27 protein-coding genes are annotated in these 26356 nt (G+C 28.9%); 5 read left to right on the top strand and 22 right to left on the bottom strand.

The features are described from left to right. Positions 1-55 precede the first annotated feature (55 nt). Together AC5SMR_RS02380 and AC5SMR_RS02375 are read right to left on the bottom strand one after the other, a co-directional pair. On the bottom strand, positions 56-1069 hold the full coding sequence (locus AC5SMR_RS02380) for a ribonucleotide-diphosphate reductase subunit beta (protein WP_011282174.1): 1014 nt from the start codon (positions 1067-1069) through the stop codon (positions 56-58). A gap of 5 nt (positions 1070-1074) precedes the next feature. Continuing rightward, entirely contained in the window at positions 1075-3012 is a 1938-nt protein-coding gene (locus AC5SMR_RS02375) for a ribonucleoside-diphosphate reductase subunit alpha (protein ID WP_271626259.1), read from the bottom strand. 156 nt (positions 3013-3168) lie between these two features. Here AC5SMR_RS02375 and AC5SMR_RS02370 point away from each other — a divergent pair, with 156 nt between their 5' ends. Together AC5SMR_RS02370 and AC5SMR_RS02365 are read left to right on the top strand one after the other, a co-directional pair. Continuing rightward, positions 3169-4623 (top strand): phosphomannomutase/phosphoglucomutase, encoded by a 1455-nt coding sequence (locus tag AC5SMR_RS02370; protein ID WP_494577237.1) that lies wholly within the window; start codon positions 3169-3171, stop codon positions 4621-4623. Next, the gene (locus AC5SMR_RS02365) at positions 4607-4888 is read left to right on the top strand and encodes a hypothetical protein (protein WP_494577236.1); all 282 of its coding nucleotides are present in this window, start codon (positions 4607-4609) and stop codon (positions 4886-4888) included. Before AC5SMR_RS02370 ends, AC5SMR_RS02365 begins: the two co-directional genes overlap by 17 nt. Before the next feature lie 178 nt (positions 4889-5066). On the opposite strand, the gene AC5SMR_RS02360 is transcribed toward AC5SMR_RS02365, so the two are convergent. The 6 genes from AC5SMR_RS02360 to AC5SMR_RS02335 form a co-directional block, all read right to left on the bottom strand. Then, complete coding sequence (locus AC5SMR_RS02360; protein WP_494577235.1) at positions 5067-5696, bottom strand: hypothetical protein; 630 nt, start codon at positions 5694-5696, stop codon at positions 5067-5069. Between the two features lie 61 nt (positions 5697-5757). After that, positions 5758-6129 carry a hypothetical protein gene (locus AC5SMR_RS02355; protein WP_494577234.1) on the bottom strand — a complete coding sequence of 124 codons (372 nt, stop codon included), beginning with the start codon at positions 6127-6129 and terminating at the stop codon, positions 5758-5760. Next, positions 6129-6401, bottom strand: a complete 273-nt coding sequence (locus AC5SMR_RS02350) for a hypothetical protein (RefSeq protein ID WP_494577233.1) — start codon at positions 6399-6401, stop codon at positions 6129-6131. The genes AC5SMR_RS02355 and AC5SMR_RS02350 overlap by 1 nt, the downstream gene beginning before the upstream one ends. 413 nt (positions 6402-6814) lie before the next feature. Then, on the bottom strand, positions 6815-7387 hold the full coding sequence (locus AC5SMR_RS02345; RefSeq protein ID WP_494577232.1) for a hypothetical protein: 573 nt from the start codon (positions 7385-7387) through the stop codon (positions 6815-6817). 7 nt (positions 7388-7394) lie between these two features. Then, the gene (locus AC5SMR_RS02340) at positions 7395-7655 is read right to left on the bottom strand and encodes a hypothetical protein (RefSeq protein ID WP_494577231.1); all 261 of its coding nucleotides are present in this window, start codon (positions 7653-7655) and stop codon (positions 7395-7397) included. Between the two features lie 196 nt (positions 7656-7851). Next, a complete protein-coding gene (locus tag AC5SMR_RS02335; RefSeq protein ID WP_494577230.1) occupies positions 7852-8133 on the bottom strand; it encodes a hypothetical protein in 282 nt (93 codons plus the stop codon). Between the two features lie 220 nt (positions 8134-8353). On the opposite strand from AC5SMR_RS02335, the gene AC5SMR_RS02330 reads away from it, so the two are divergent. Then, positions 8354-8704, top strand: coding sequence for a DUF805 domain-containing protein (locus AC5SMR_RS02330; protein WP_494577229.1), 351 nt, complete (start codon positions 8354-8356; stop codon positions 8702-8704). 64 nt (positions 8705-8768) lie between these two features. On the opposite strand, the gene AC5SMR_RS02325 is transcribed toward AC5SMR_RS02330, so the two are convergent. From AC5SMR_RS02325 to AC5SMR_RS02265, 13 genes are all read right to left on the bottom strand, one after another. Beyond that, positions 8769-11552, bottom strand: coding sequence for a M16 family metallopeptidase (locus AC5SMR_RS02325; protein ID WP_494577228.1), 2784 nt, complete (start codon positions 11550-11552; stop codon positions 8769-8771). Positions 11553-11557: 5 nt separating this feature from the next. After that, entirely contained in the window at positions 11558-12013 is a 456-nt protein-coding gene (locus AC5SMR_RS02320; RefSeq protein ID WP_018414208.1) for a hypothetical protein, read from the bottom strand. After that, a complete protein-coding gene (locus tag AC5SMR_RS02315) occupies positions 11997-12206 on the bottom strand; it encodes a hypothetical protein (protein ID WP_494577227.1) in 210 nt (69 codons plus the stop codon). The genes AC5SMR_RS02320 and AC5SMR_RS02315 overlap by 17 nt, the downstream gene beginning before the upstream one ends. Positions 12207-12211: 5 nt before the next feature. Beyond that, positions 12212-12589 carry a hypothetical protein gene (locus AC5SMR_RS02310; protein ID WP_494577226.1) on the bottom strand — a complete coding sequence of 126 codons (378 nt, stop codon included), beginning with the start codon at positions 12587-12589 and terminating at the stop codon, positions 12212-12214. 3 nt (positions 12590-12592) lie between these two features. Continuing rightward, positions 12593-13156, bottom strand: a complete 564-nt coding sequence (locus AC5SMR_RS02305; protein ID WP_494577225.1) for a hypothetical protein — start codon at positions 13154-13156, stop codon at positions 12593-12595. A 400-nt stretch (positions 13157-13556) separates the two neighbouring features. After that, positions 13557-14384 (bottom strand): PD-(D/E)XK nuclease family protein, encoded by an 828-nt coding sequence (locus tag AC5SMR_RS02300; RefSeq protein WP_494577224.1) that lies wholly within the window; start codon positions 14382-14384, stop codon positions 13557-13559. Beyond that, positions 14384-14653 carry a hypothetical protein gene (locus AC5SMR_RS02295; protein WP_494577223.1) on the bottom strand — a complete coding sequence of 90 codons (270 nt, stop codon included), beginning with the start codon at positions 14651-14653 and terminating at the stop codon, positions 14384-14386. The genes AC5SMR_RS02300 and AC5SMR_RS02295 overlap by 1 nt, the downstream gene beginning before the upstream one ends. 36 nt (positions 14654-14689) lie before the next feature. Then, complete coding sequence (locus tag AC5SMR_RS02290; protein ID WP_494577222.1) at positions 14690-15871, bottom strand: DNA-directed RNA polymerase subunit alpha C-terminal domain-containing protein; 1182 nt, start codon at positions 15869-15871, stop codon at positions 14690-14692. 178 nt (positions 15872-16049) lie between these two features. Then, a complete protein-coding gene (locus AC5SMR_RS02285) occupies positions 16050-17336 on the bottom strand; it encodes a DGQHR domain-containing protein (protein ID WP_494577221.1) in 1287 nt (428 codons plus the stop codon). Between the two features lie 15 nt (positions 17337-17351). Continuing rightward, entirely contained in the window at positions 17352-17771 is a 420-nt protein-coding gene (locus AC5SMR_RS02280) for a GIY-YIG nuclease family protein (protein ID WP_494577220.1), read from the bottom strand. A 189-nt stretch (positions 17772-17960) separates the two neighbouring features. After that, entirely contained in the window at positions 17961-18812 is an 852-nt protein-coding gene (locus tag AC5SMR_RS02275; RefSeq protein ID WP_494577219.1) for a phosphoadenosine phosphosulfate reductase family protein, read from the bottom strand. Next, positions 18809-22180, bottom strand: coding sequence for a DUF6079 family protein (locus tag AC5SMR_RS02270; protein WP_494577218.1), 3372 nt, complete (start codon positions 22178-22180; stop codon positions 18809-18811). The genes AC5SMR_RS02275 and AC5SMR_RS02270 overlap by 4 nt, the downstream gene beginning before the upstream one ends. Next, entirely contained in the window at positions 22180-23097 is a 918-nt protein-coding gene (locus tag AC5SMR_RS02265) for a DUF4007 family protein (RefSeq protein WP_494577217.1), read from the bottom strand. Before AC5SMR_RS02265 ends, AC5SMR_RS02270 begins: the two co-directional genes overlap by 1 nt. A gap of 147 nt (positions 23098-23244) precedes the next feature. Between AC5SMR_RS02265 and AC5SMR_RS02260 the strand changes: the two genes are divergently transcribed. Both AC5SMR_RS02260 and AC5SMR_RS02255 read left to right on the top strand, forming a co-directional pair. Further along, a complete protein-coding gene (locus tag AC5SMR_RS02260) occupies positions 23245-24378 on the top strand; it encodes a cysteine desulfurase family protein (protein ID WP_494577216.1) in 1134 nt (377 codons plus the stop codon). Positions 24379-24384: 6 nt separating this feature from the next. Further along, positions 24385-25986, top strand: coding sequence for a hypothetical protein (locus tag AC5SMR_RS02255; RefSeq protein WP_494577215.1), 1602 nt, complete (start codon positions 24385-24387; stop codon positions 25984-25986). Here AC5SMR_RS02255 and AC5SMR_RS02250 read toward each other — a convergent pair. Beyond that, positions 25976-26341, bottom strand: a complete 366-nt coding sequence (locus tag AC5SMR_RS02250) for a hypothetical protein (RefSeq protein WP_494577214.1) — start codon at positions 26339-26341, stop codon at positions 25976-25978. The two genes, AC5SMR_RS02255 and AC5SMR_RS02250, sit on opposite strands and share 11 nt — an antisense overlap. Between the last annotated feature and the right edge of the window lie 15 nt (positions 26342-26356).

The raw sequence follows: 26356 nt of genomic DNA, 5'->3' as shown, positions 1-26356 counted from the left end.
AAAAAAAGGGACAGTAAATACCATCCCTTTAAATCTTAATTTGGTAAAATCGAACTTAACTAAAAGCTTCTGTCCAAGTTCCTTGAGTTGCTGCTTTAGAATATTCAGTAGAACGACCTTCGAAGAAGTTCATGTGTTCAACTGCATTCAACATAGAATCTAACCAAGTAAGCGGATTTTTATCCACATCGTAAATTGGCTCTAATCCAAGCTGAGATAATCTTCTATTAGCAATAAATCTTATATAAAGTTTTACATCTTGTGCTGTAAGACCTTGCATAGGACCCATTTCAAAAGCTAAATCAATGAAAGCATCCTCATGCTCAATGATTGTTCTACATGCTTTATAAAGTTCTGCTTTTAATTCAGGAGTCCAGATTTCTGGGTTCTCATGAATGAACTCTTTAAACAATCTAATCATAGAGTTACAGTGCAACGTTTCATCTCTTACAGACCAAGTAACAATTTGGCCCATCCCTTTCATTTTATTATGTCTTGGGAAGTTAAGTAAGATTGCAAAACTTGCAAATAATTGTAAGCCTTCAGTGAACGCACTAAATACAGCTACCGTTAATGCAATATCTTTTTTTGAACTCATGTCAAAATTTTGCATGTAATCGTATTTATCTTTCATCTCTTTATATTTCATGAACGCAGAATATTCAGACTCCGGCATTCCAATCGTATCAAGTAAATGAGAGTAAGCAGCGATATGAACTGTTTCCATTGAAGCAAAAGCAGTCATCATCATTAAAACTTCTGTAGGTTTAAATACAGTTGTATAATGTCTTAAATAACAATTTTGCACTTCAACATCGGCTTGAGTAAAAAATCTAAAAATTTGTGTTAATAAATTTTTTTCAGATTGAGTTAAATTTTTCTGCCAATCTCTAACATCATCACCAAGAGGCACTTCCTCCGGTAACCAATGAATTCTTTGTTGAGTTAACCAAGCATCATAACACCATGGATATCTAAAAGGTTTGTAAACAGGGTTTTCAACTAGTAGTCCCATTTTTTGGGGTTTAACTATTTCCTCTTTTGGTGGTTGAATAATTTTAGTATTCATTTTTTCTACTGACATGATAGGCACTCCTCGTATTCTGGTTGTTCAGTTGTTTGTGGTTTTGATTTGTAAACGTTTGCGTTAACATCTGTTGCTTTAGTGTCATTAACATTTTCTGCACGTTGAATTGATTTTGATCTACAGTAATAAAGGCTCTTTAAACCTTTTTTCCAAGCATCAAAATGAATTTTGTGTAATTCTCTTTTGTGAATATCAGCTGGCACGAATAAGTTAATTGATTGAGCTTGAGAAATATACGGCGTTCTATCTCCACTTAACTCAATAATCCATTTTTGATCCAACTCAAAAGCAGTTTTGAAAACATCTTTTTCTAAATCAGTTAAAAAATCTAAATGAGAAACAGATCCTTGGTTTGTTGTAATACCAGACCAAACATCATCAGTATTTTTTCCATGTTTTTCTAATAATTCTACTAAGTATCTATTTCTAACATTAAATGATCCAGATAAAGTTTTGTGCGTGTAACTATTTGCTGCAACTGGCTCTACTCCAGGGGATGCTCCACCACAGATAATAGAAATAGAAGCTGTGGGTGCAATCGCAGTTTTGTTAGAAAATCTTTCATTATAACCATAATCTGCAGCATCTGGACAAGCTCCTCTTTCATCAGCTAAATCTTTTGAGGCTTGATCAACATGTTCTTGAATATGTTTGAATATCTTTTTATTCCAAGCTTTACTCATAACTGACTCAAGTGGAATACTATGTTTCTGCAAATAAGAATGGAAACCCATAACACCTAGACCAACACTTCTTTCTTTTTCAGCAGAATATTTTGCATCATCAAATTGCTCTGGAGCTCTTTCAATAAAATCAGTTAATACATTATCTAAAAATCTCATAACATCATTGATCATAACGTTATCGTCTTTCCACTCATCATACTTTTCTAAGTTTAAAGATGATAAACAACATACAGCAGTTCTATCTCTGCCGTTTTTATCTATTCCTGTAGGTAATGTAATCTCACTACAAAGGTTAGAAGTTTTAACAGTTAGATTTGCTAACTTATGGTGTTGTGGAATTTGTCTGTTAACTGTATCGATATAGATAATATAAGGTTCACCCGTTTCAATTCTTGCAGTTAATAATCTAATCCATAAATTTCTTGCAGAGATCGTTTGTTGTACAGTTCCATCAGCAGGACTTTTTAGTGCCCACTGCCCATCTGTTTCAACCGCTCTCATAAATGCATCGGATACTAAAACACCATGATGAAGGTTTAAGGCTTTTCTATTAGGATCTCCACCTGTAGGTCTTCTCATTTCAATAAATTCTTCAATTTCAGGATGTTCAATTGGAAGATAACAAGCAGCCGATCCTCTTCTTAATGAACCTTGGCTAATTGCCATCGTTAACGAGTCCATTACTTTAATGAAAGGAATTATTCCTGATGTCTTTCCAACTTTACCAATTTTTTCTCCAATAGATCTAAGATTACCCCAGTAACTTCCGATCCCACCACCTTTAGCAGCTAACCAAACGTTCTCACTCCATAGATCAAGTATTCCATTTAAACTATCTGATGCTTCATTTAAAAAACATGAAATGGGTAAACCTCTTTTAGTTCCCCCGTTTGATAAAACTGGAGTTGCTGGCATGAACCATAAATTACTAATGTAGTTATAAATTCTTTGTGCATGTAAATTGTCATCGGCGTATGAACTTGCAACACGAGCAAATAAATCTTGGTAAGATTCGTTATGACCCAAGTAACGATCTTTTAAAGTTGCTCTACCAAAGTCTGTTAATTTATTGTCTCTTGATCTATCAATTTTAATAATGATACCTTTTTCATTTTGAAAAAGTTCAGTGTCATTGCTAAGTGAAAATAAATCTGGTCCTTTATTTTTTGAAAGTTCGCTATTATCTGGGCTATACTCGGAGACAGCTTTCTTGAGTGCCTGTGATAGAATTTTGTTCATAATTTTTAAGTTTTTTAAGTTTTTTTAACAAAACAACTACATGTTGTATGCTGAAACCATTGATACACCATATAAATCTTTATTCAACAGAACGTTTATAGAACATATAAAAAAAATATCAATAAAAAAATTAAATTGATTGTAGAAACATAAGCAATGACAACAGAATTAAAAATAGATCCATATGGCTTCAGGGAGTATGACGCGAGGTGGTTGTATGAGAAGGACATAAACAGAATCGGAATAGAGAATCTAGGCAAAGGTTTAGGTACTCAAATTATAAAACATACAAAAAAAGCGAATCCAAGAGTAATTGTTGGTCATGATTATAGATCTTACAGTGAAGAAATAAAATCAGCACTTAAAAAAGGTCTGCTTTCAACAGGATGTAATGTTGAAGACATCGGTTTATCATTATCCCCTACTGTTTATTTTGCACAATTTAATTTAGATGCTGATGCTGTTGCAATGGTAACCGCTAGTCACAATGAAAATGGTTGGACTGGAGTTAAAATGGGTATCAAAAAAGGTTTAACCCATGCACCTGAAGAGATGAAAGAATTAAAAGAAATAACTTTAAATGAAAATTTCATAAAAGGCGAAGGAGTTGAAAAACAAATAGAAGGTTTTCAACAAATTTATAAAGATGATTTAATAAATAAAAATAAAATAACAAAAAAAATTAAAGCAGTTGTTGCATGTGGTAATGGGACGGCTGGAATATTTGCCCCTGAAATTTTAAGAGGAATTGGTTGTGAAGTAATTGAGCTTGATTGTGATCTTGATTGGACTTTTCCAAAATATAATCCAAATCCAGAAGATTTAGAAATGTTACATGCAATCGCAAAAGCTGTAAAAGATAATAATGCTGATATTGGTTTTGGCTTTGATGGTGATGGTGACAGAGTTGGTGTGATAGACAACATTGGAGATGAAATCTTTTCAGATAAAATTGGATTATTGATTGCAAGAAACTTATCTAAAACTCATAAAAATTCTAAGTTTATTGTCGATGTTAAATCAACAGGACTGTATGCAACTGATAAAGTTTTAAGTGAGAATAACTGTCAAACCATTTATTGGAAGACGGGGCATTCTCACATTAAAAGAAAAGTTAATACCGAAAAAGCATTAGCTGGATTTGAGAAAAGTGGGCACTTTTTCTTTAACCAACCTTTAGGTTTTGGTTATGATGATGGAATAAATTCTGCAATTCAAGTGTGCCATTTATTAGATAATGAAAACAAATCTATGAATGAGATTATAAAAGAACTGCCTAATACTTTTCAAACACCAACCATGGCACCTTTTTGTAAAGATGAAGAAAAATATCAAGTAGTTGAAGAGTTGGTTAAACAAGTAAATGAATTAAAAGATAATCAAACTAAAATTGATGATCAAGAGATAAGTGAAGTCTTAACCGTGAATGGTATCAGATTTTCTTTTAAAGATGGTTCATGGGGGTTAATTAGAGCTTCATCTAATAAACCATCCCTTGTGATTGTAACTGAAAGCCCAACATCGAATGAGAGAAAGAAAAAGATCTTTGATTTTATTGATGACCTTTTACAAAAAACTGGCAAAGTTGGTGAATATGATCAAAAAATATAAATATTTACTAATCTTTATCCTCCTATTTACCTCTAAAAGTCATGCTCTAAGCCCTGAATATGAGAAGGAATTATACATTGGTTGTTACACTAACTCTAAGCAATATTTAGGTAACGAAAATGCTAAAGTATACTGTCAGTGCACAATTGATAAATTAAGCGCTAAATTCAATGACAAACAAATCGATGAAGTCTTTAGTAAAACACCTGAAGAGATCATGGAGCTAACTGCATTTGCAACAGAGGAATGTGAAAATAACAAATGATGACCCCAAAAGATTATATATCCCTATATTTACTAGTTATTGTCTTAACGGTAGTCTCCGTTAATTTCATGTACCGTCTTTATTTCTAGTAATACTCCCTATCTCTTTTTTTTATAAAAAACCTAGAAGAGCCAAGTTTCCCTACGTTTAATAGTCTAGGATTTTAAAGTGCTATATTTCATTTATTTTTTAACAATTCATCTAATTTTTTAATTTCTTCATCAGGAAAACAAGTAAAATCAAATTTGATTGATGAATTAATACCTTTTTTAATTATTTTTAGATCTTCAATAAAATTTTTATCATCTATATTCATATTACAAGTCCACCAATTTAGATTTTTAAGAGCTTTATTAATGTAATCATCTTCATCATCAGACATTTCTAAAAAACCACCTCTCATTTTAGTCATCAAAAGAGATATATTTTCAACTTCTTTAAATTTTATAATTAATCCAATTATTAATTCTGGTGGAAATAAAAAAATATCATCAATCATAGTAAGTGTTTTTCCATCAAAATTAATTGGGTCTATGAAATTTTCATTATGATTATCATTTTTAATCTCTCCTTTATTTGTAATTTCTGTCTCTTCTATAATTTTATAATTTTGATTATTCTTAAGACCTTTAATTTGCTTTAAAAAAGGGACTGTATATCTCATAGCCCATGTAAAATTTGCAATTTCATTATTAGCTAAATCTAATATTGATGGCAAAACAACCTTTTTAAAACATATATCAAGGTCATCTTGAAAATTAACATTTTTTCTTATCCATAAATCTCCACAATCAAATTGAAAAAACATATGATCAGGGAGCAAGTTTGATCGTTCTAGATTAGGATAGGCCATTTATCATTTTTTTTATTTATTTTTTAACATCATCTTTATAAATGTGAGTGAGTTTTCTAATTAAATTAATAAAATTTTCATGTGTTGTTGAAGATTTATAAACTTTTAAAAATTCTAGTGATGCTATTATAAAGTCTTCTAAGCCTTCTTTTTTATCAAGTTTTTTATTTGGAGATATATTCAAATTGTTTTTATATGAGCCAACTATTAAATCAGACATCATTTCTTCACTAAATTTATATTGATAATCCTTTCTAGAAGCTTCATGAATTATAGCAGCTAATTCCCAACTAGTTGGACCATCTTTATGCATTGTGTCTGGATTTATAGCATTTACTTTTAACCAAAGTACTTTCTCACGTTTACTTAAAACAAATTTTTTTTTCATTAATGTACCGACCTTGCTTTTTGTGCGGCTTCAAATTCTATTTTACCTACCACCAACCTAAGATTAGTCATGATTTTTTCCCATTTGTGATTGTGTTGATTGGGATTAAGCCAAGGTAAATCATTATATTCTAAATCTAGCATAGAACACAACACGGTATCAATGTTAGTTAATAGCTTTTGTCTCTCTTCAGGGCTGTTTTCATAGAACAGTTGTATCAATTTATTATGTTCTTCACTGCATTGTAGTTTTGTAATCTTTTTCTTACTCATATTACCTCTTTCTGAAACAGAGGATTATTTGGTACAAAAATGAAATCTATTAAAAATTAACTTTCTCATTACCAAGATAAACCTTTGTTCTTTAAGTTTATTTTATAGGTAAATATTTATGAAAATTATTCTAACATTCTTAATAACCTAGAAAAGTTATTAAGGCTTCGTCAGAATTAACATTAAGGATTAGTAAATATACTCTCAGAAAGTTATTAACAAAAAGTATATATATTAATCCTTAATATATTATAAAAACTTACCTTTAATCAACATACACTCTTCTTTAATACATTCAATGTAAATTATGGGTGGAATGGACATGTAAAACCATTCCAAACTATCTAGTTACCTAGAAAAATTTAAACCCTCGGAATGAAAGTTTCGGGGGTTTTTTTTATTCCTGATTAATTCTAATTAACAGTTATTGAGTCAGCATACTCTCTTGAAAGAACATTAATTTTTAAATTATTTATTTCTGGGGAATCTCCATAATGATAACAAAGTACAGAAGCGGTATTCGCTTTAACTGGATATTCAAAAATTATAGCACTCCATTTACTACCTGGACCGTATTTATCTGAAAAATCCTTTATAGGGTGTACTTCTTTTTTTATCCTAAAAATTCTCTCAAATTTATTTGCATAGATTTTTTGTTTTTTCATACAATCTTCAAAGTTATTTGGGAAATATTCCATCGCAGTAAAACTTACTATCTTCAAATCTTCATTTCTCATATCGAATGTTATAAGATAATAGTCAAAATCCAGATTTGGATAAATAGATGTATCGGGAACATATTCCACTGTCACATATTTTTCATCTTCTTTTTGTACAATATTCTCTATTACCTCATCTATAGTCATTATTTCTGTAACACTTTTTCCTAATTTTAGACCTGCTTCTTCATACTCTGAGATTGTATCTGAATATGATAAATTTTGAAAAGTTAATAAAAAAAAGATTATTAAAGATATTTTTTTCATATACTTACTATTTGTTTTCTATTTTAGTTATTGACTCAATTTTTTTTTTAACTCTTTCAGGTAATTCTCCACTTTCTTTAAAAAAGTTACATTCCTGAATAGACATCATAAAAAGTCTGCACTCATTAGGTTGGTTTTTTTCTTTTAATTTTTCAAAAGTTTCAATAGAGTTATTATTCTTTTTTCCTTCAACCAATGGTTTCACTACAAAATTTAAAACTGACCACAAAATAAGACCCCCTATTAAACCACTTACAATTTTATTCATTATTTAAATATGTAAATTATTGTTAAAATTATAAGCACTACGATAATCCAAATAGTGAGATTTGATAAGAATTGTTTTATTATAGAGTTTGATTGTAAAAAAGCAGGAAGAATTAACAGAAGCACTCCTATCATATAAACTACAGGTAGTATCTGATCCATCGCTAGTGTCCTAGTCTAATGCAATTTAGAAATTATTATTTTCGTCTTCTTTTCTTTTTGCCCACATTATTATCACTTAGTATATTTATAATAACCCATACGATCAGAGGGTTAGTTAGAATTGACATTATTGTCCAAGCAAATACATTCCTATTTTTCTTTTTTGCAATTTTAGATACCAAATATGGAAATACAGCATAAAGAGAAAGAAATACCCATCCAATTATTGATAGATATCCTGTCATAGTTAATATTGTAATGCCGATTATTGCTACAATGATTATAATATTTGCAAATGAAGGTTTTTGATTTTTCATAATAAAATCTTATCTAATATTTATTTTGAATACCAGAACTTATTATATTCTTTGCTTCTAATATTGAGTAAATCTTGACATTGAATATCAATTATTCAATGTCGGTTGCTTCCGAATTTGAGGTCAAAAAATAGTCCACTTCAATGTACTTTCAATGTCTCTTGCTTCCGTGAATTCCCATTCCATTTTTAAAAATAACTAGTACAGTTGTTAATATAAAATGACTTTTGTAGAAAAAATTTCTAGTAGTTTTTCTGATCTTTTATCTTTTTCAATAAAAGCAGGAAGGATGGACTATTTAAGCGGATCAATAGTAGTGTTTATTTTGAGTGCAATTTTTCGTCAAATTATTTGGTCAATTTTTTCGAGTTTTAATTTACACTCTCCTATCTTTTTCTATTTACACATAATCTTAACATTAATTTTTTATGCTTACTTACAAATGGCGAATACTTGTAGAAGATTAAATGATCTTAAAAAAGAAAAGATATTAGCGATCCTTGTCATAATACCAATTATAAATTTAATATTTCAACTCTACCTACTTTTTGCTCCAAGTAAGAATGATTAGTTTTTAACTTACTTGGTGTAATAATCTTTGTTTCTGAAAATGAGTAATTCTTGACATTGAGTAATTACTCAGAAATTAACTGGATATCACTAAAATATATTCCATCAAAATGCTTGTTCGCAAGTTGAACTATCTCTCTTTTACTAATGCTTTTAATAATAGTCTCTATGTTCATTAATCTTTCTAAATAAAGGTTATTTTTATCTGCAGAATGAATAGCATTTAACCAAGTCGAATTAGATTTTAAGCTAGTCTTATAATCATTAATTAAAGTTAATTTTTTATTTTCAAATAATTTAAGATCAAAGTTACCTTTTTTAACCTCATCTAAAATAATATTTATTTTTTTATTAATTTCTTCAACATTTTTGGGATCGGCCCCATAGCTCATATAATAACTTATAAGTTCAATTGGTTTGTATACACTGTCATAATAATTAGCTGATATTGAATAAACTAAATTATCTTTTTCCCTTATTTGGTCAAAAAATATTTTGTCAACAATTGAATGTAACAAGTTAGTTTTATATTTTTCCTTGATCGTGTTATTAAATTTTTTATGATATAATCTATTTATATAAGCTTTTTTTGGATTCTCTTGTTCATACTTAATCTCTTCAGAACCTAAATTTATTCTTACACCACGATCAATATAACCATCTTTTCTATCTAACTTTGGAAGACTGCCTATATATTTTTCGATTAAAACTTCAATTTCATTAAATTCAAAATCTCCAACAATTACAAAATTGAAATTGCCACCGTCTTTAAATCGGTCAATATAGAAATCTTGCACATCTTTAAGGTTTATTTGATTATAAAACTTATCTGTTGGAAACTTCATTCTAGGATGATTTTGATAAAGCTTTGCCCTATATTCTAAATTAGAAGCATGAGTAGGGTCTTCTTTTTTAATATTATATTGGCTAATTTTATCTTCTTTAAAAATATCTACATGAGTTTGATTAATTCTTAAATCTGTGAAGTTTAAGTATAAAAGTTCAAACATTGTCTCTAAATATTCATTAGTTGAATACCCTTTAACTCCTTCTTCTTGACCATTTATAAAAGTAAATAAATCTACAAAGTCTGTAGGATAAAGATTTTGTTTTTCACTAACGGTTAATTCACCAATGTCTGCAATAGATAAGATACCACTGGTATATTTTGCAGAGGGATAAATATCATCACTTGCTTGTGAAGATCCACCTGAACTGTAACCTCTAATTCTTATTTCATCTTTTTTAAAATCTGTTTTCTTTAAATAAACTTCAGGACCATTAGCTAAGGTTAATTTGATAACACCTGTATTAGGGTACTTTGATCTCTTAACAATCTTAGAGCCAACTAGATCTTCCTTAATTAATTTAACTTCTTTGAGTACAAAATCGTAAGGCTCGATATCTTTATTTTCTACTTCTGCATATAGTTCTTTTATCTCAGCTTCATCAGGAAGGTTTTTAATATAACTTGGTGCATTAATTTGAATAATTTGATTTTTAGCCTTTATATAGTTTTTAAAATAATCATTTAAATCTTTAACTGTAATAGAAGGCATTATCTCTTTGGTAAATTTTAATTCATCTTCAGAAGAACTGATCATTTCATCATCTAAAAAATGTCTCTGGTATTCATTAGCAAAGCTTTTAGAACTACGGGTTTCTCTATTAATAATGTTTTGTTCTATGTTTCTTAAGTAATTTTTTTTAGCTAAATCTAGTTCTGAATTAAGAAAACCAAACTTTTCAATTTGCTTATTAATTGTTAAAAAATCAATAATGCCTTCTTTAACACTTGCTTCATTTAATGTAGCTGAAATTATTTTATACTCATCTAAATCTGAAATTTGATAGCTCCCTAGTCCACTTTCTAAAAAGGTTATTTCATTTTTTTCTAATAATTCTTCGATACGTCTATCGTAAATATTTTCAATTAAATCATAGATTTTTTTATCTCTATAATTTCTAAATGTATTTAATTTTTGAAATTTAGTTTTTTCCCAAATACTAAAAGTAACACTTTTTGTCTCTTTATCTTGGTATCTAAAAAAATACTTTTCTTGAAAGTCAGGTATTTCGTAATTAGGTATTTCTACTTCATTATTTTTAAATTCTGAAAAACTCTCCTTAATTAATTCCTTTATTTTATTAACATCAACATCCCCTATAACAAATAATCCCATCAAATTAGGCTGATACCATTTTTGGTAATAGTCTCTCGCATCTTCGTATTTAAAGTTTCTAATAACTTCAATGTCACCGATGGGTAGTCTTTCTAATAGAAGTGAGTTTCTGTAAAGATAAGGAAAAAATTTATCTAAGTATCTTTTAGTAGCACCTAAATTGCTACGCCACTCTTCTTCAACAATCTTTCTCTCTCTTTCAAAGGCTTCGTCCTCTAAAGTTAAATTATTACTAATATCTGCTAAAATTTTAATGGTGGTTGCAATATTTTCAGGATTATCACTTGGGATTTCATATTCATAAACCGTCTCTAAATGTCCGGTCGATGCATTATAATGTGAACCAATATCAAGACCAATTGAGGACATGAACTTATCAAGTGCATCTTTAGGATAATTTTTAGAACCATTAAAGGCCATGTGCTCTAATAAATGAGCAAGACCTAATTGATTTTCTTTCTCCATTATGGAGCCAGCTTTAATAACTAATTTTATATAAACTTTATCTTCAGGTTTTTCATTTTCTCTAATGTAATAGGTAAAACCATTATCAAGTTTGCCATAAGTAATTCCCTCATCCATTGGAAATTCATTTTCAGCTCTTAAAAAACTTGAAATTAAAACAAAGATAATTGAAGCTAAAAATAGCTTACTTTTTAAATACATAATGATTAAAAACTATTATCTCCTTCATCTTTAAAAACATCTAATACAAACTGTATATAGTCATCTTTAGCTTTATCTATATCCTTTAGCTCATAGCTTTCACCCATCAACACAATCTTAGAATGCCTCCCATAAAGACTTAAATTTAAAGAGATTTTTTGATCATTTAAATAAAAAGCAACCTCATCTTTGACCTTTTCTTTAATGTCAATATTGCCTGCATAAAACTTCCATGAGTAACGATTGTTTTTTGGTCTTATTTTTTTAAAACTTGTAAGAATTTTATCAAGATCTGATATGAATTGTTTGTTAGACAAAACTTCTTTTTCCCAAATGTTAATAAATTCTAAATGAATTTTAAATTCCTTGTTTTCAGCTTTTGCTCTTAAAGCTTTTTTTCTAATTTTTTCATCAATTGTCTCTTGTTCAATAATTTTAAGCTTTTTATCTAAATCTTTCATTATTTTGATTATAAAACTTTTTATATTTATTGTTTTTATTTATTTGATTTCTCCACAGAATAAAAAATAGAAGTATTAGTCCAGGTTGTAAAATTACAAAGATAACAATGTTAGCAAGTTCATAACCCATACCTGTAACCTCCCCTATTACTTCAAGGACTAATACACACCATAGAAAGAACTGATCTACCATAAATTTTATTCAATATTTGCACTTTTAAAATCGCACTGATAATGCTCTAAGAACCTATTATTTTTAAAGTCGTATTTTGACATGGTCATGCTAGGTTTTGTATCTCCATCAAACACAATCATTTGAAACCCTAATTCATAATCTGCAAATCTTGCAGTTACCTGGTTTTCACCAATATCTAATTTATTAGCTTCAATCATGACAAATTCACCCTTTTCTTTATCAAAGTATTCAAGCCCTACAGCTTGCATTGTAAAATTTAAAGGATCATGCTTTCTTCCAATGATTACATCTTTCATATTAAGACATGAGATTTTTAAACCTTGATCAGCGTTAGAGGTTGTGGGTAATAACAGTAAGATAAGTAAGATAATTCTTAACATTATCTAACTGCCCACCTGATCAATTGTTTTACAAAGTTTACGAGCTTCTAAAACAGAGGGAACAAGTTTATCTAATTTCCAATTATTATTTGGGATGTCAAAGTATTTAGCAGCTTTAAAACCAACACCATCAATTATTTCAATTTCAAATCTTTTTTCTTCCTTATAAAAATCATTTAATTTGTAGATGTATTTTTGTAGATCAAAAGTACCTATAGAAAACAAAACACGATAACCCATTAAAAATGGTGTTACTGCCTCAACTTCAGCAGTTTCTTCTTGGTTATTAATTCTTATTGGGATGTGTTTACCTATTAATTGCTTGATATCACCTGGTTTTTCATAAGTGTAAAATGTAAAATTGTTCCACACACGATCACAATCATCATTAACGTGTATAAAAAAATTAAGCGAGTCTCCGTGGGTTACTTCTCCTGAAACTCTTGCATAAACTAACTTTTCATACCTATTAATATTCCATTCTTCATCATCTGCTTGAGCCTGGTAAGCAATTACTAATAGAAACAAAAATAAATGAGCTGATACAAAAATTAAGAACCGCTTCATGATTTAAGCTCCACATTTATTCCGTTTTTCTTGAGTATTTTGATTATTTTCTCCCAAATGATGCTGTTATGGGTACTTGGACTGAGTTCAAACTTGAAGGTTTGTTTGTAAACTGGGCTGCAGTTATCATAAGCAATGTAAGCGCTTACATGACAGTATTTATTAATACCGTTTATTTCCATATATCATAACTCCTAATGTTGGTTGTTTTTTTTAAGGTGAGTAGTTTAAAGTTAGTAATGGTTTCACCCCTTCTCTTATCGAGAGGTCTACGTAAAGAGGAGAACAATGAAAAGAAACGTAAACGGGCGAAAAGGAATGAAATCCAATGCATGATTCTACTTAAATCATTAATCTTTGGCTCTACTAAGTCTGAAATATGTTTTTAAAAAGATTTTTACTAACCATTAATAAATTGAGAACCAGCAATGATGTAATTACAATTTTGACAATGAGGTGTTACTTCTGGAATTTTACCTCCATCCATTAATTTTTTCATCTCAATTACCTTATCTTCAATATGAGATGTGTCTGTTTCGTAAGCTACAAGATCAGCTGTAAAATCTAACTTATTTTCAAAAGCTTCTCGTTCTAAAGTAGCATTATAAACCACAAAATATCCTGTTGTTTGAACTTCAAAACCATTCTTTTCAAATAAATATCTATAAAAATCTAGCTGAAGTTTATATCCTTCGTGATAAACATCTTCTAAATATCCTTCAATTTTTTTATTCGAAGCTTTTGATTGTGCTTTATAATCAGCCATAATTAGTTTGTTAGTATCTTTATTGATCCAAACATCATCGATACCACCAGCCAATTTAAGATTTAATTTTGGGTGAACATAATCAATTCCTCTACTTAGAGCATCTTGCCATTTCTCAACATCTTCATGTTTAAAAGGTACTGCATTAATATTGTTCTTTACCATTATTGGGTGGGGGGTTTGGTTATCTCTATGAAAATCAAATTCTTTTTTACACAAAGTATCTACAGCATTATTAAGAGTAAAAGGAATGGTATCTAAAGGTTTTAGTCCCTTTACTTGTTCAAGATAAAAACATCTTTTACAATTTAGAAAATCAGAAAATTTACTTCTACTTAGTCTAAATGGTTTGATCTTTTCATTTAGTTCGTAAATTCTCCACTTTTGATTTGGAACTCTTGATTTTAATCCATCAGTAGGTTTAAACTCTTTAGTTTTTCTATCTCTATTTAAATAAATCATTAGTTTAAATATTTCTTAGAAATTTTGCCTTTCAGCATTAATTTAAAATCTTCTGAAACGTTAAGTTCAGCATTGTCTTTTGCCATCTTAATAAATTTTTCTACACTTTTTTTGGTAAAGCCAACTGATCTTAAAAGCTTTCTAGCAGCTACTACATCTTCCATATTAATTAGATGAGTTGAAACATCTATGTATCTATGAATAATCGTATCAGATAAATTGCTTTGGCTCGTTTGATCTTCTAATTCTAAAACTTCTGTAAAGTACATTTAAATTCCAATATCGCTAAAAATATTCATAATCTTTTATTTTAATATAAAGATACCACTATTAATTTTTGTATCTTTTTTAACCTTTGGTTCTTTTCTCCAAGCATTTAATTGGTTAATTTTGCCAGATCTTGAATGCTTATTAAATTCAGTCTTAATAGCTTCATGGTACTCAATGTTGCAAAAGTTAGTGGTATTTTCATAACTAGCAATAATACAAAATTTTATTAAAGCATCTTTTTCTTTAATAAATAATGGATTTCTATTTTTAAAGTTTTTTAATGATTTATAAGAAATTAAATTTCCATTATTAGATAAGATCTTAAAAATGTATTCTCTTTCACTATTTAAAAATTTAGAGAAAACTTCTTTATATTTAGAGGTTTTTCTAAACATACGTGATTCAATTTGACGAATTCTTTCTCTTGTTAAATTAAATTTTTTTCCAAGTTTATCTAAAGTATCACCTTTTAAAAATCTATTTTCATAAATAATTTTTTCTTTACTATCAAATTTTTCATTTAGAAATATTTTTAAACTATCAAAATCAAATTTTAAATCTAAAGAAGGTTTATAATTATTTACTAGCTCTTCATAATTTTCAACAGGCCATTGAGGTATATTCATTTCTAAGGATAACGACATAGTTTTTAATACTGAAACAATTTCATCGTATGATTTTCTTCCAAAATTAGGTGATGATATCAAATTCTTTTTTGAAATATTAACCAAATCACCTATACAAATTATATTTTCATTTTTTAATACATTTACAGTCCTAACAGTGAAATCAATTTGATCTATTGGAAGAAGTAGTTTTTTTAAGTTATCTTTTAAAAAATCATCTGCTTTATTTAAATGTAATTTAATTAACTCTTGATTAATTTTAGGATTTTCAATTTCTGTAAAGTCAATTTCCATACCTAAATAAAGAGTTTCATTTGGAGGGGTAGATAATGTATCTAAAATATTTTTTAACTCATTTAGGGATTTTTGACCAAAATTTGGAGTTCTAAGTAAAGAGTTTTCTGTATACGAAACTAGATCCGCAATTGTTTTTATACCTAAAATTTCTAATGAATTTGAAGTACGTGTAGTTAATTCTAATTCACTAATTTTTATTAATAAATTATTTATCGTATTCATTCCAGCAGTACTTATAAAATTTTTTATATTTTCTGTATTTAATGTTATCAAACTATTAGAGAAATATTTCATTTTATTTAATCTTAATATTTTAAACTTATTAATTCCCTAGTAGAGAAAGCGTAAGCTACTAGGGAATTCATTTGTTGTGTGTTGGTACATTGAAAGACAACAGGAATAAGAGTCAATGTACCAACTTTTAAGAGATCAACTTTCCCTCGAAATACAACTCTTTTCCTATTCATAAATATTATTTAATAGCCTCAGGTAATGATTTTTCCTTATTAGGATTTTGCTCAATATCGATGCCATGAGCTTCGTTAAAAGCTTTTCTGACTTTTAACTTTTTGTCATCTGACATTTTATTGCCTAATAACATCCATGATATTAATAATGACATTCTATTTTTTCCTTCTGCTCCACCATCAATAGCTCCACTAGATTTGATAATGACATTTTGCCAAATGTCGTCACTCATAGACCATCTAATTTTATTACTTCTTTTAAAAGCTTCTTGAATTGTAAGCTCTGGCTCATCATCATCTGCCTGTGGTTGGCATGCGGCCAATACTCCTTTTACAAAAGCTTCTTGTGCTGCTGGTTTAAATAAAAGTGAATTATTTGATTCAGGACTTCTGGCCTCCTGAACTTTTTCACTAAAATCAATTCCGTTTTCAAGCACAAAATTATAAGGCTTAACTTCAGTCATCATTAATTTCCAAATTTCTGAAACATAATTGTAAGCATGATCAAGATCCTCTGCTCTTGGTCGAGTCGTTGGCTCAAAATCATATTCAGGAACTTTAGATCCCTTAAGCATTAATTTGACCGTTTCATACACAATTTTAATTGTTGTAAAGTGCGTTGACTTATCTGTTAAGGTGTTATTCTTCCAGTTTACAACTGACTCAGCTAATACACCATCGTCTACTTCTATTAAACGTCTGGTTAAAATTGCATATCCATCTTCTTCACTAGTTATAATGTTATCACCTGCAGAAGTTGGTTTTGCATACTTGTTTACTGTATTAAAGATGCTTCTAGTTTTAGTACTACTTTCATGATTTAAAAATATTACTGAAACTTCATCGTTTCTTACATCTGCAGAATAATCACCTTCTGTTGGATTATCAATTACTTCCTTTAGTGCTAACAGTCTATGTTGACCATCCAATGCAATTAAAGTTCCACCATCTATTGTTAAAAATCCCATTTTATCACCTTGGCTTTGATAGGCATTAGGTACCTTTGCATTAAACTCACTTAATTTTTCAAATGATACTTTCCCTTTATAAACCAAGACCATTATCGATCCAAAAAATCTATCTTTATGTTGTTTGAAATATGGAGCGATTTGATTTTTTATTCTTTTCATATTAGGTTGTCTTTGCATTTTGTCTCCAATTGACATATTTGCCCAATCGTCGATTTCTGCTGCAGCTCTAACAGACCTAACAAGCTCATCAACTTTCATCATACACTGAAAATAACTTGTGTTTCCCATTTTTCCACTAATTGCTGGTATTACTACTGACATGTTTTCTCCTTTTTGTTATTGTTTAAAATAAAATATATCGTTGCAGATAGGTTTAAATATTCTTATCCATTTTTTTTCAAATTTATCTGCAACTTCCTCATTCTTAGTATTTACCCAACTGAATTTTAATTTACCAAAAGGATTTTGTGAAAGTTTAAACAAAGCTTTATTCTTTCTAATCCAGGCATGTTGAGTAAATCTGCTATAAATATTTTTTGCTTTACCTATGTAAAGAATTCCACGCAAATCGTGCACGAAGTAAACACCTGAAGTTTTAGGTGAGTATATTTTTTCAAAAATACTAAAACCAATTGATCCATCAAACTTTGGATAATCCTCTTTCTTTGCACTTGATAAAGAACTCACAACATAACCTCTATAATCACCTAAAAGCTCTTTTCGTGTTCCTGTGTTTTTATTATATATTTTTATCATTTTTATTTTGTCTCAATTTGTTTAATTTTTTTATTTAAAATATGTTTTAAATAATATTTAAATTATTTAAATAACTATATTATTATTTAAATCAAGTCAACTATTATTCAAATAATAATTAAATATTTTAAATAAAACAAAAATAATCTAAAAATTAGATAAATAATGGTTAAAAAGTACGTAAATTGGTTATTTATGGCAGATTAAACAGCTGCTGGAGACATCGTCTAGAGCTAGATTTTCTTCGATATTTAGGTTTTCACCCTTCAGGAAAGGGTTCGATTCGTGTTTTTTTCTCTTTTTTATTTTTAATTTCTCTAATTGCTTTTCATGATGTGCTTTAATTTTTGCAATATTTTCTGGTTTCTCAAGTTCCTTTAAAGGTAATCCTTTAATCCAGGTAAAAGGACTGTCATGTTTGTCAGAAGTTTTCTCGAGTGATTTTGCGTGCTCAAATGCTTCAGGATGATTTTCTTTTAAACCAACCCACTCTGATTTTTTTTGAAAAAAACAAAACGTACATCCTGATCTTGATCTCCACTTATAATAATCAGGCAACCCTAACCCACTTGTCTCTAAAATTTCCATCACAGCTTCTTTATCAATAGTGTCTTCAATGAAAGGAAATCTTGCTTTGATTAATGGGTTGGTAGGTTTGTATCCAACACGACCCCGTTCATCATAACGAATACCTACATACGTTATAATTTCTTGTCCTTCATCAAGAGCTGGCTTTAACCATTTCTCCATTGATTTTAATTTCATCTCGATCGTGCACCATCTAGCCATTTGACTTGGTAGAAAGTTATTATATTTTTTCATATAGTAATCAAAACTATTTGTTGGATGAATATAATGAATAGGTTTGTCTAAACGTGTTTTTAATTTATCTAAGAACGTATAAGTTTCTTTAAGTTCATAACCTGTATCAGTAAAAAAATATTCAACATCTATATCAGGATGTTTGTTATTCATATGTACTGCAAGAGCAGCACTGTCTTTTCCACCTGAAAGACCTAGAATATGTTTAGTTTTCTTCATGCTAATTCTTTATTTTTTTTGTTAGAGAAATTCATAATCTTTCTTAATACTTTTAAAACAACTTCACCCTTCTGAGATTCGCTTAGACTTTGAGTTTCTAATAGTTTTAAGACATCTTGAGAAATTTTATCAACCGTGTTGCTTTTGTCATTTTTAAATTCATAAAACTTTGATGAGCGTTCAGGATTTTTTCCATCAAAGATTGCTATATCGATAATTTTAGTATCAGAATGATTTTCACGTAATGTATGAAGTCTATAAGAAACAATAAAGTGTCTAACCATTTCTTCAATTGCTAACATTGCGTTTTCATAATCCTGGTCACTCCATTCGTTAGCAGGCTTGTTTGCAGCATAGGATATAATTTGCTCCAACCATTTATCATCTGAAAGACCTTTAATTTTTGCAGAAAAAGGATCTAAGTCTCCAATTTTGTTAGCCCAAAGCTTTATAGTATCAAAGTCTATATCTGAGATATTAGGATCAGATCTAAACACTTTAAGAATTCGTGTTTTAAAGTTTTTAAGGAGTTCGTCAAAAACTTTATTTAATTGAGAATAGATTTTATCAAATTCATTAATTAATTTTTTAGGGTCTTCTGTGCCACAAATTTGTGGTATTTTTTTATATAAAAGCTCATAAGGATTTTGTGTTGATAACAACTCATCTCTTAATACTAAAACTCTCTTGTCTTTAAAGTTTCTAGTTTTTCTAGCATAATCTGGAAGCTTATATGCATTAACAACAATTGGCTTTAAAACATACAAAGGGGTTGCATTTTCAATTGGTTTTTTGTCTAAAAATTTAGTTTCAACGTATGTTTTAAATTCATCAAGGATTTTTTGTTTTTCACCCTCAATTTTAACAAACATAATCTTCAAAGTTTCAGGTAAATGGTAAAGTCTTTCTGCGATTTTTTGATCAAACTCGGTTACTAAGCTCTCACGTCCTTGTTCATCTTTATTATAAAGCGCACATGTTCCTTCTGATATTTTGAAGAAAATAGTAGTTAGTAATGGTAATACACCTATTTTAACACCAAAGGGTTGTTTGCTAAAATGAGTATAGATATCGATTAGATTAACAGGTTCTTTAGAGTTCTTAATTAATTTTAAAAATTCATCATATAGAGTTTTTAAACTAGCATTTTTTGACCCTTTAATTGAAAACTCGTATTCCTCACCTTTTTTAACATGCAGATTATTAGTTTTAATTAATGATAAATAAATTCCAAATTCTGATGGGTGACCTTCCATACCAAGGTTTTTAAGATGACTTGAATTAAATATTTTTTGAATAAGGTTTGTTGCTCCACCCATAGACATTGCTGACAATTTATCTCTAACAACAAGTTCATTTTGAATAATTGGCGTTGCATGAAAAACTTTGTCACTAACTACTGAAGCTATAGAGGATAGATTACTCATCTCTATTTTCTTATTATTAAATACCCAATTAGCATTTTCAAAATTTAAATATAATGAGTTGAATAACAAATTTTGGAAAGCTGATAGTCTTCCATTTAATTCTTTCTTAGCGATTGCATCACCTTCAATTGCAAGAACTGTAGATTTAACACGCTTTAATGCTGCAATCTCTAATGCATGATTAAAGAACTCTAAGTACGTTATAGAGCTACCAATAATAACTGGTTTTGGAAACTTAATCTTGGATAAGGCTAATACTTTATTGTCAAAATCTTTTTGGCTATCCCCTTTAGTTTTACATAAAAAAACAAAAGCACCAGCACTTACATTTGAAATATCTAGTCTTACAATTTCTTCAACTACTTTTTTAACACTAGTTAATACTAAACAAAATCTTTGAAATATTCTTTGTGTTCCTGTTTCATGAAAGTGTTTTTTAGCAACAACGGGTTGTAAATTTGGAAGCTGTGATAAAATAATATCATAATCATCCATGATTTTAGATTTATTAAGTTCTGTTACTTCTTCAAGATTTATGTCTGAACCAGAAAATAATGCATAAGCATCTTTAAACTTTCTAAAGACAATTATTTTTTTATCTTCTAAGTTTTTTAATATTTTTGTTAATTTACTATCACTAATATCAAGACAATTGCTAAGAATAGTTTTTGACGCAAATAAAGAAATGTTTTTTCCAAATAAATCTATTAAAGCTATTACTTTAGTAATTCTTATTATCTCATTATCATCTAACGACTCTGCTCTTCTAATTGAATCTGATGCTTCTGACCATGCTTGAGAAATATTTGATACTAAAATACTTGGTTCTAAATTTACTTGTAAATAATCAAATAATTTATCGAGAGTATATAGTTCATTTTTAATATCTGAATTTTGTAAAAAGTATAAAAAGCCATTCGGTTCACCTGAGCTTAAAAAGCTAAAAATGCTTCTTTCATTTTGACCAAATCGTTGTCTTGAAATTGGATTTAACAAAAGAGTTACTAATGGATGGATTGGATTGCACTTTGCTAAAATATCTGCATAGCTTTTGTTTGGTTTGTTATTAATTGTTTTAATAATATTGTTAGCAAGGACTGTGAATTGCTTATCTTCTTTTTTCTGTTTAATTGCTTTTGAAATTAAGTGAGCTGTTTCTTCTGAATTAATTGAAAAAGGAATATCTTCAAATCTACCTTGAATTTTCTGCCAGTCTTCTTGTACTGATCGACCAAGACTTGATGCATACTCTTCAAAGGGTTGGTGTAAAATACCAATAAATACAGGATCTGCTTCTTTATTAAGTCTTAAGTTAGAAAAATTCTCAGCAATCTCCTGAAATAGGTTCAAATCAGAGCCTACACTTGATGCAAAATCTAAAAACTTACCCATTTCATCTACCATTAAGATCAAACCATGGTCTTTCTTATGAAGCTCAATAGATAGATTTTTTAAGCTTTTAATAACACCTGCTACAGTTTTTTTAGTCTTTGTTTTAAGAGATGGAGGAATTCCTTTTGATACCCAGTGCTCTTTAACTGATTGATCAATTTGCTCTGAAATACTTTCAATTGGATCATTTTTTGAACCAATTACATTTAGCGTAAACCAACTCTTCTTATTAAGAAAAACTCTAGAGAATAAATGTTTACTATTAAATTCAGAGATCTTCTCAGCTTGCTTCTTAATAGCTACATCTTTTGAAATTAAAGCTTTTAGAAATAAAGCAAGTGAAGATTTACCCGTTCCATAAGGTCCTGTTAAAGTAAAACCAGATTGATTAGAATTAATTAACGAACTTGCTATTTGGTTTAAAACTTTCTTACTAGTGTCATGAAAAATGAAATGTTCTAAAAATTCTTTTGAAATTTTATTATCAATTCTTGCTGAACGTTGAAAACTAGAGTTAATACTAATATTGCTAAAAGATAATTGATCCATTAAGCAACCCTCTTATAACAGTTCTTTAATAATTGAACTTCTGATATTTTTTTAATTTTAGTGATTTGTCTCAATCCACCTGCTCCTCTATTAAAGACAAAGTTTTTACCTTCATTTTCAAGTTTTTCTAAATATTCTTCCATAGACTTTTCATCAAGTTGGAAAACTTTTCCAGGAGACCCATAGTCATACATTAATTTTTCAAAAGTAATAATTTGATTAGTTTGTTTTGACCAATAATCATTTAATGCATATTCAAATATTTTATCACTTAAGGTAAGTTTTGGACCCCTTTGAACTTCATATTCTCCCTTAGAATAAGTTGAAAAAATTAAACCAAGTTCAGCTAAAGGACACTCAATACTATCCTCAGTTACTTCCCCTTTTTTATTTGAAAACGTATAAGTTCTCATAAAGCAATCTATATCTCTTTTAATAGTGTTAGCACTCATTCCACGCCATTTAGAAAATTTTCCAACTGAAACAATATCACTTAATAATTTATCTTTATTAATGACAATAGATTGATGATAATTAAATATGTAATACCAAGTAGTTAATGTCGGATCACTCGCTAACATCCAGTGAAGTAACCATAAAGTTTCTGATTTTTCTAAATACGGATCAAATGAATCTTTTTTAGAAAAGATCATCTTACCAAAGTCTGTTAACTTAAATTCTTTATCACATACTTTTGTGACAATGCTCCAATGTCTAATAGATTTAACCATATTTAAACCAACACCAAAATCTGCAATGGTTGTTAATTTGTTTTGTTCAAATTCTTTGATCTTTTTTATATTGCCGTCTTCAACATAGTGGACAAACTTAGTCAGCCACGCATAACGAAAAGGGAACGTGTCATGCCCTGAAAATTTCGGTTTATATTTGTTGTGTCCTAAAGGTCCTCTAAGCATATATAAATTGGAGAATTCATTGATTGAATCACCAATTTGTAATATATACAGAATAACTAGAATTTTAACGTCAAAAACGTGTTTATTAACAACCTCTTTTGATTATAGTTAGTATTAGAACAAAAACAAAACAGAATCGCAAGCAAAATGAGTAATAAAATCTATTTAGACTATCAAGCAACAACCCCTGTATCTAAAAAGATCTTAGATAAAATGTTACCTTTTTTCTCAGAGAACTTCGGTAATCCTCATTCAAATAATCATGAATTCGGTCGTAACGCTAATGAAGCCGTTGAAGAAGCAAGAGAGAATATTGCAGATTTAATTAATGCAAATAAAACTGAAGTAATTTTTACCTCAGGCGCTACTGAAAGTAATAACCTAGCCATCAAAAGTATAGCTCGAAACTATTTTGAAAAAGATTGTCAGGTTATAACTGTTAAGACAGAACATAAATGTGTTCTTGAAAGCTGTCATGAGTTAGAACAAGAAGGTCTTAGCGTTCACTATTTAGAGGTTGATGAAGATGGTTTAATTGATCTTAATGAATTAGAAAAATTACTAAAACAAAAAAAATCCTTAGTCTCAATTATGCATGCTAACAATGAAATAGGAGTATTACATCCTATTAAAGAAATTGGGGAACTTTGTAAAAAGTATAATTCTATTTTTCATAGTGATGTAGCACAATCCATTGGTACGCAGAAAATTGATGTAGAAGAAATGAACATTCACGCTTTATCAATATCGGCACATAAAATTTATGGCCCAAAAGGAATTGGTGCTTTATTTATCTCAAACAGTATTAAAAATACTTTAAGACCTTTAATTAGCGGTGGTGGTCAAGAACTGAACTTAAGAAGTGGAACATTATCCCCTGCTTTATGCGTTGGCCTTGGTGAGGCTTGTAAAGAAATCATTGATAATATAGATGACTTTGTTCTTCATTTTAAAAAACTTAAATCATGTTTGTTAACAGAGCTTGTTAACGCCAAATTTGAATTTAATATTAATGGGAGTGTTGAAAAAAGAGTTCCTAATAATCTTAATATTCAAATTGTAGGTAAGGTGGCTGAACAATTATTTAATTTTATTCCTCATATTGCTTTATCAAGTGGATCTGCTTGTTCATCAGGTACAATTGAAAGATCCCATGTATTAACTGCAATGAAATTACCTGATCATAGAATTGATGGATCATTTAGAATAAGTTTTGGAAGAGAAACCACTAAAGATGAAATTAAAGAACTTATTAAAGCGTTAGGTAATAATTATAATTAAGTAATTATGAACAAAACTTTTAAAAAAGTTAGAGACTACCTTCAATCATCAATTAAATATTTAACTAGCCCTTCTGAATGGATTAAAAGTTATGAACTTTCTAAAGAATATTTTCCACATTTAAAAACATTAATCGTAGATGATATTGATTTAGATAAAATTGCTAAGTTTGTATCTAAAACAAGAAAAGAGGAGCAGGTTTACAAAATAATCACATCAATAGCTTTAATTAATGGATCAATAGCATTTGTTCCAGGGCAAATGGGTATTGGAATCATTGTCTGCAGGGCATTAGAAGCTTATATGGCTTACGAAATTGCCAAAACTGTAGGTATAAAGTTTGAAAAAAAAAATTTTGTTAAGCTAATAGTTGCTACAGGAATTGTAACGATTTCAGTATTTTGGGTAATGAAAATTTTCCTTAGTTTCTCATTTTCATTTACGGGAGGCATGTTTGTTCCTGCAGAGATTATTGCTACAAATTTTCTTGGAATATTCTTCTTTTTATCTTTTGAGGAAATTAGTAAATTTAAACATATTAAGAATTTATCCATCATAAAATCATTATCTATTTCTTACAAAGCTGTTGGACACACGTATAATTTAGCTAAATCGCAATTGAATGTTATCGGAGATCTTGGGGGTAAAATTAAAAAATTATCTAAGAATGTTTGGGCTGTTATTAATTTTAAAAATAATCATGAACAATTAATTAAAGGAGACCTGTTATTTGCACTTTGCCTTGCAAAGCTATTAGAAAATAAGGAAGAAGCTTTTAAAGATTACTTTGGATCTAAATACTTAGATGCATGGAGAATGTCTTACACTAAACAGCTTGGATCTGATTCTACCTTTGATGATATTTCTAAATTTGCGCAATCTTATTCAACTGATCAATTAGATGGACTACAGAAACCTGTTAAAGGAAAGCTGTTTGAAATATTAGAGAATGCTCATGAAAATAATGATGGCGATCAATACAATTCTGAAATATTTGAAACAGCTAATCACCCAATGGTAGATATTAAAATAACAGATGCTTTATCTGGAAAAAGTTATGGCATACAACTTAAGGCATCTGAGAATATTAATTATATAGAAGAAACATTAAGAAAATATCCTGACACTCCAATTATTGTACCTAAGGGAGTTGCTGAAAAAGTTAATCACCCTCTCGTGATGGATGGTAACTACACTATGGATAAAATTAATGAAATTAATGAAAATAACTTTGATAAAATTTTAGATGTACAACACGGTGAATTTTTATCAAAAGGTGGTCTAGAAGCAGGCTCTCTAATACTGGCAATTAATATTATGCCCTTCGTGTACGCTAGACAAAAAAAACAAATAGATAATGATCAATTTGCAATAGTACTTAAAAGATTCATTCCAGAAATTGCAGCTAAGACAATTCATAGAATTACTTTGTTAAGTTTAATTGGACCACTGTATGCTTTTTTCTTAATTTCAAAAGCAATTGGAAAAACATTATTAGAAGGCATTGATGATGAGGTTGAGGTTATAGAAAAAGAAGAAAACCCATTCAACAATAAAGATATGACTAGAAGAGACTTTTTTTTATTATTTTCACCAATTAAAATTTAATACTAGATCCAAATAAACTATTTAATTCTTTGATCAAATCCTTAAATTTTCTAGGAAAACTCATATAGCCTGTGCAATATTTTGCTTTTCCGTTTCTATTTCTTAATTTTAGTTCCCAATTATAACCATCTGTAACTTGTTCTAATTCAGGTTCTTTCACAGGATATTTTTTACTCCAGTTCCAAACACCAATTTCATCAATTTTATCCCAAAATGTTAGAATTTTGTATTCAGGTAAATTAATTATATTTTCATCCGTATGATTACGAACTTTACCTTTATTTGCATCTAACAATTCAACACTATCAGGCTCTATCATTGAAAAACAGCTGAAATAAATAACTTCTTTTTTCACTAATCTATTAAAAGT

Source organism: Candidatus Pelagibacter sp. PS_28, from assembly GCF_059417885.1.
This window is presented reverse-complemented; position numbering and strand designations above follow the sequence as displayed.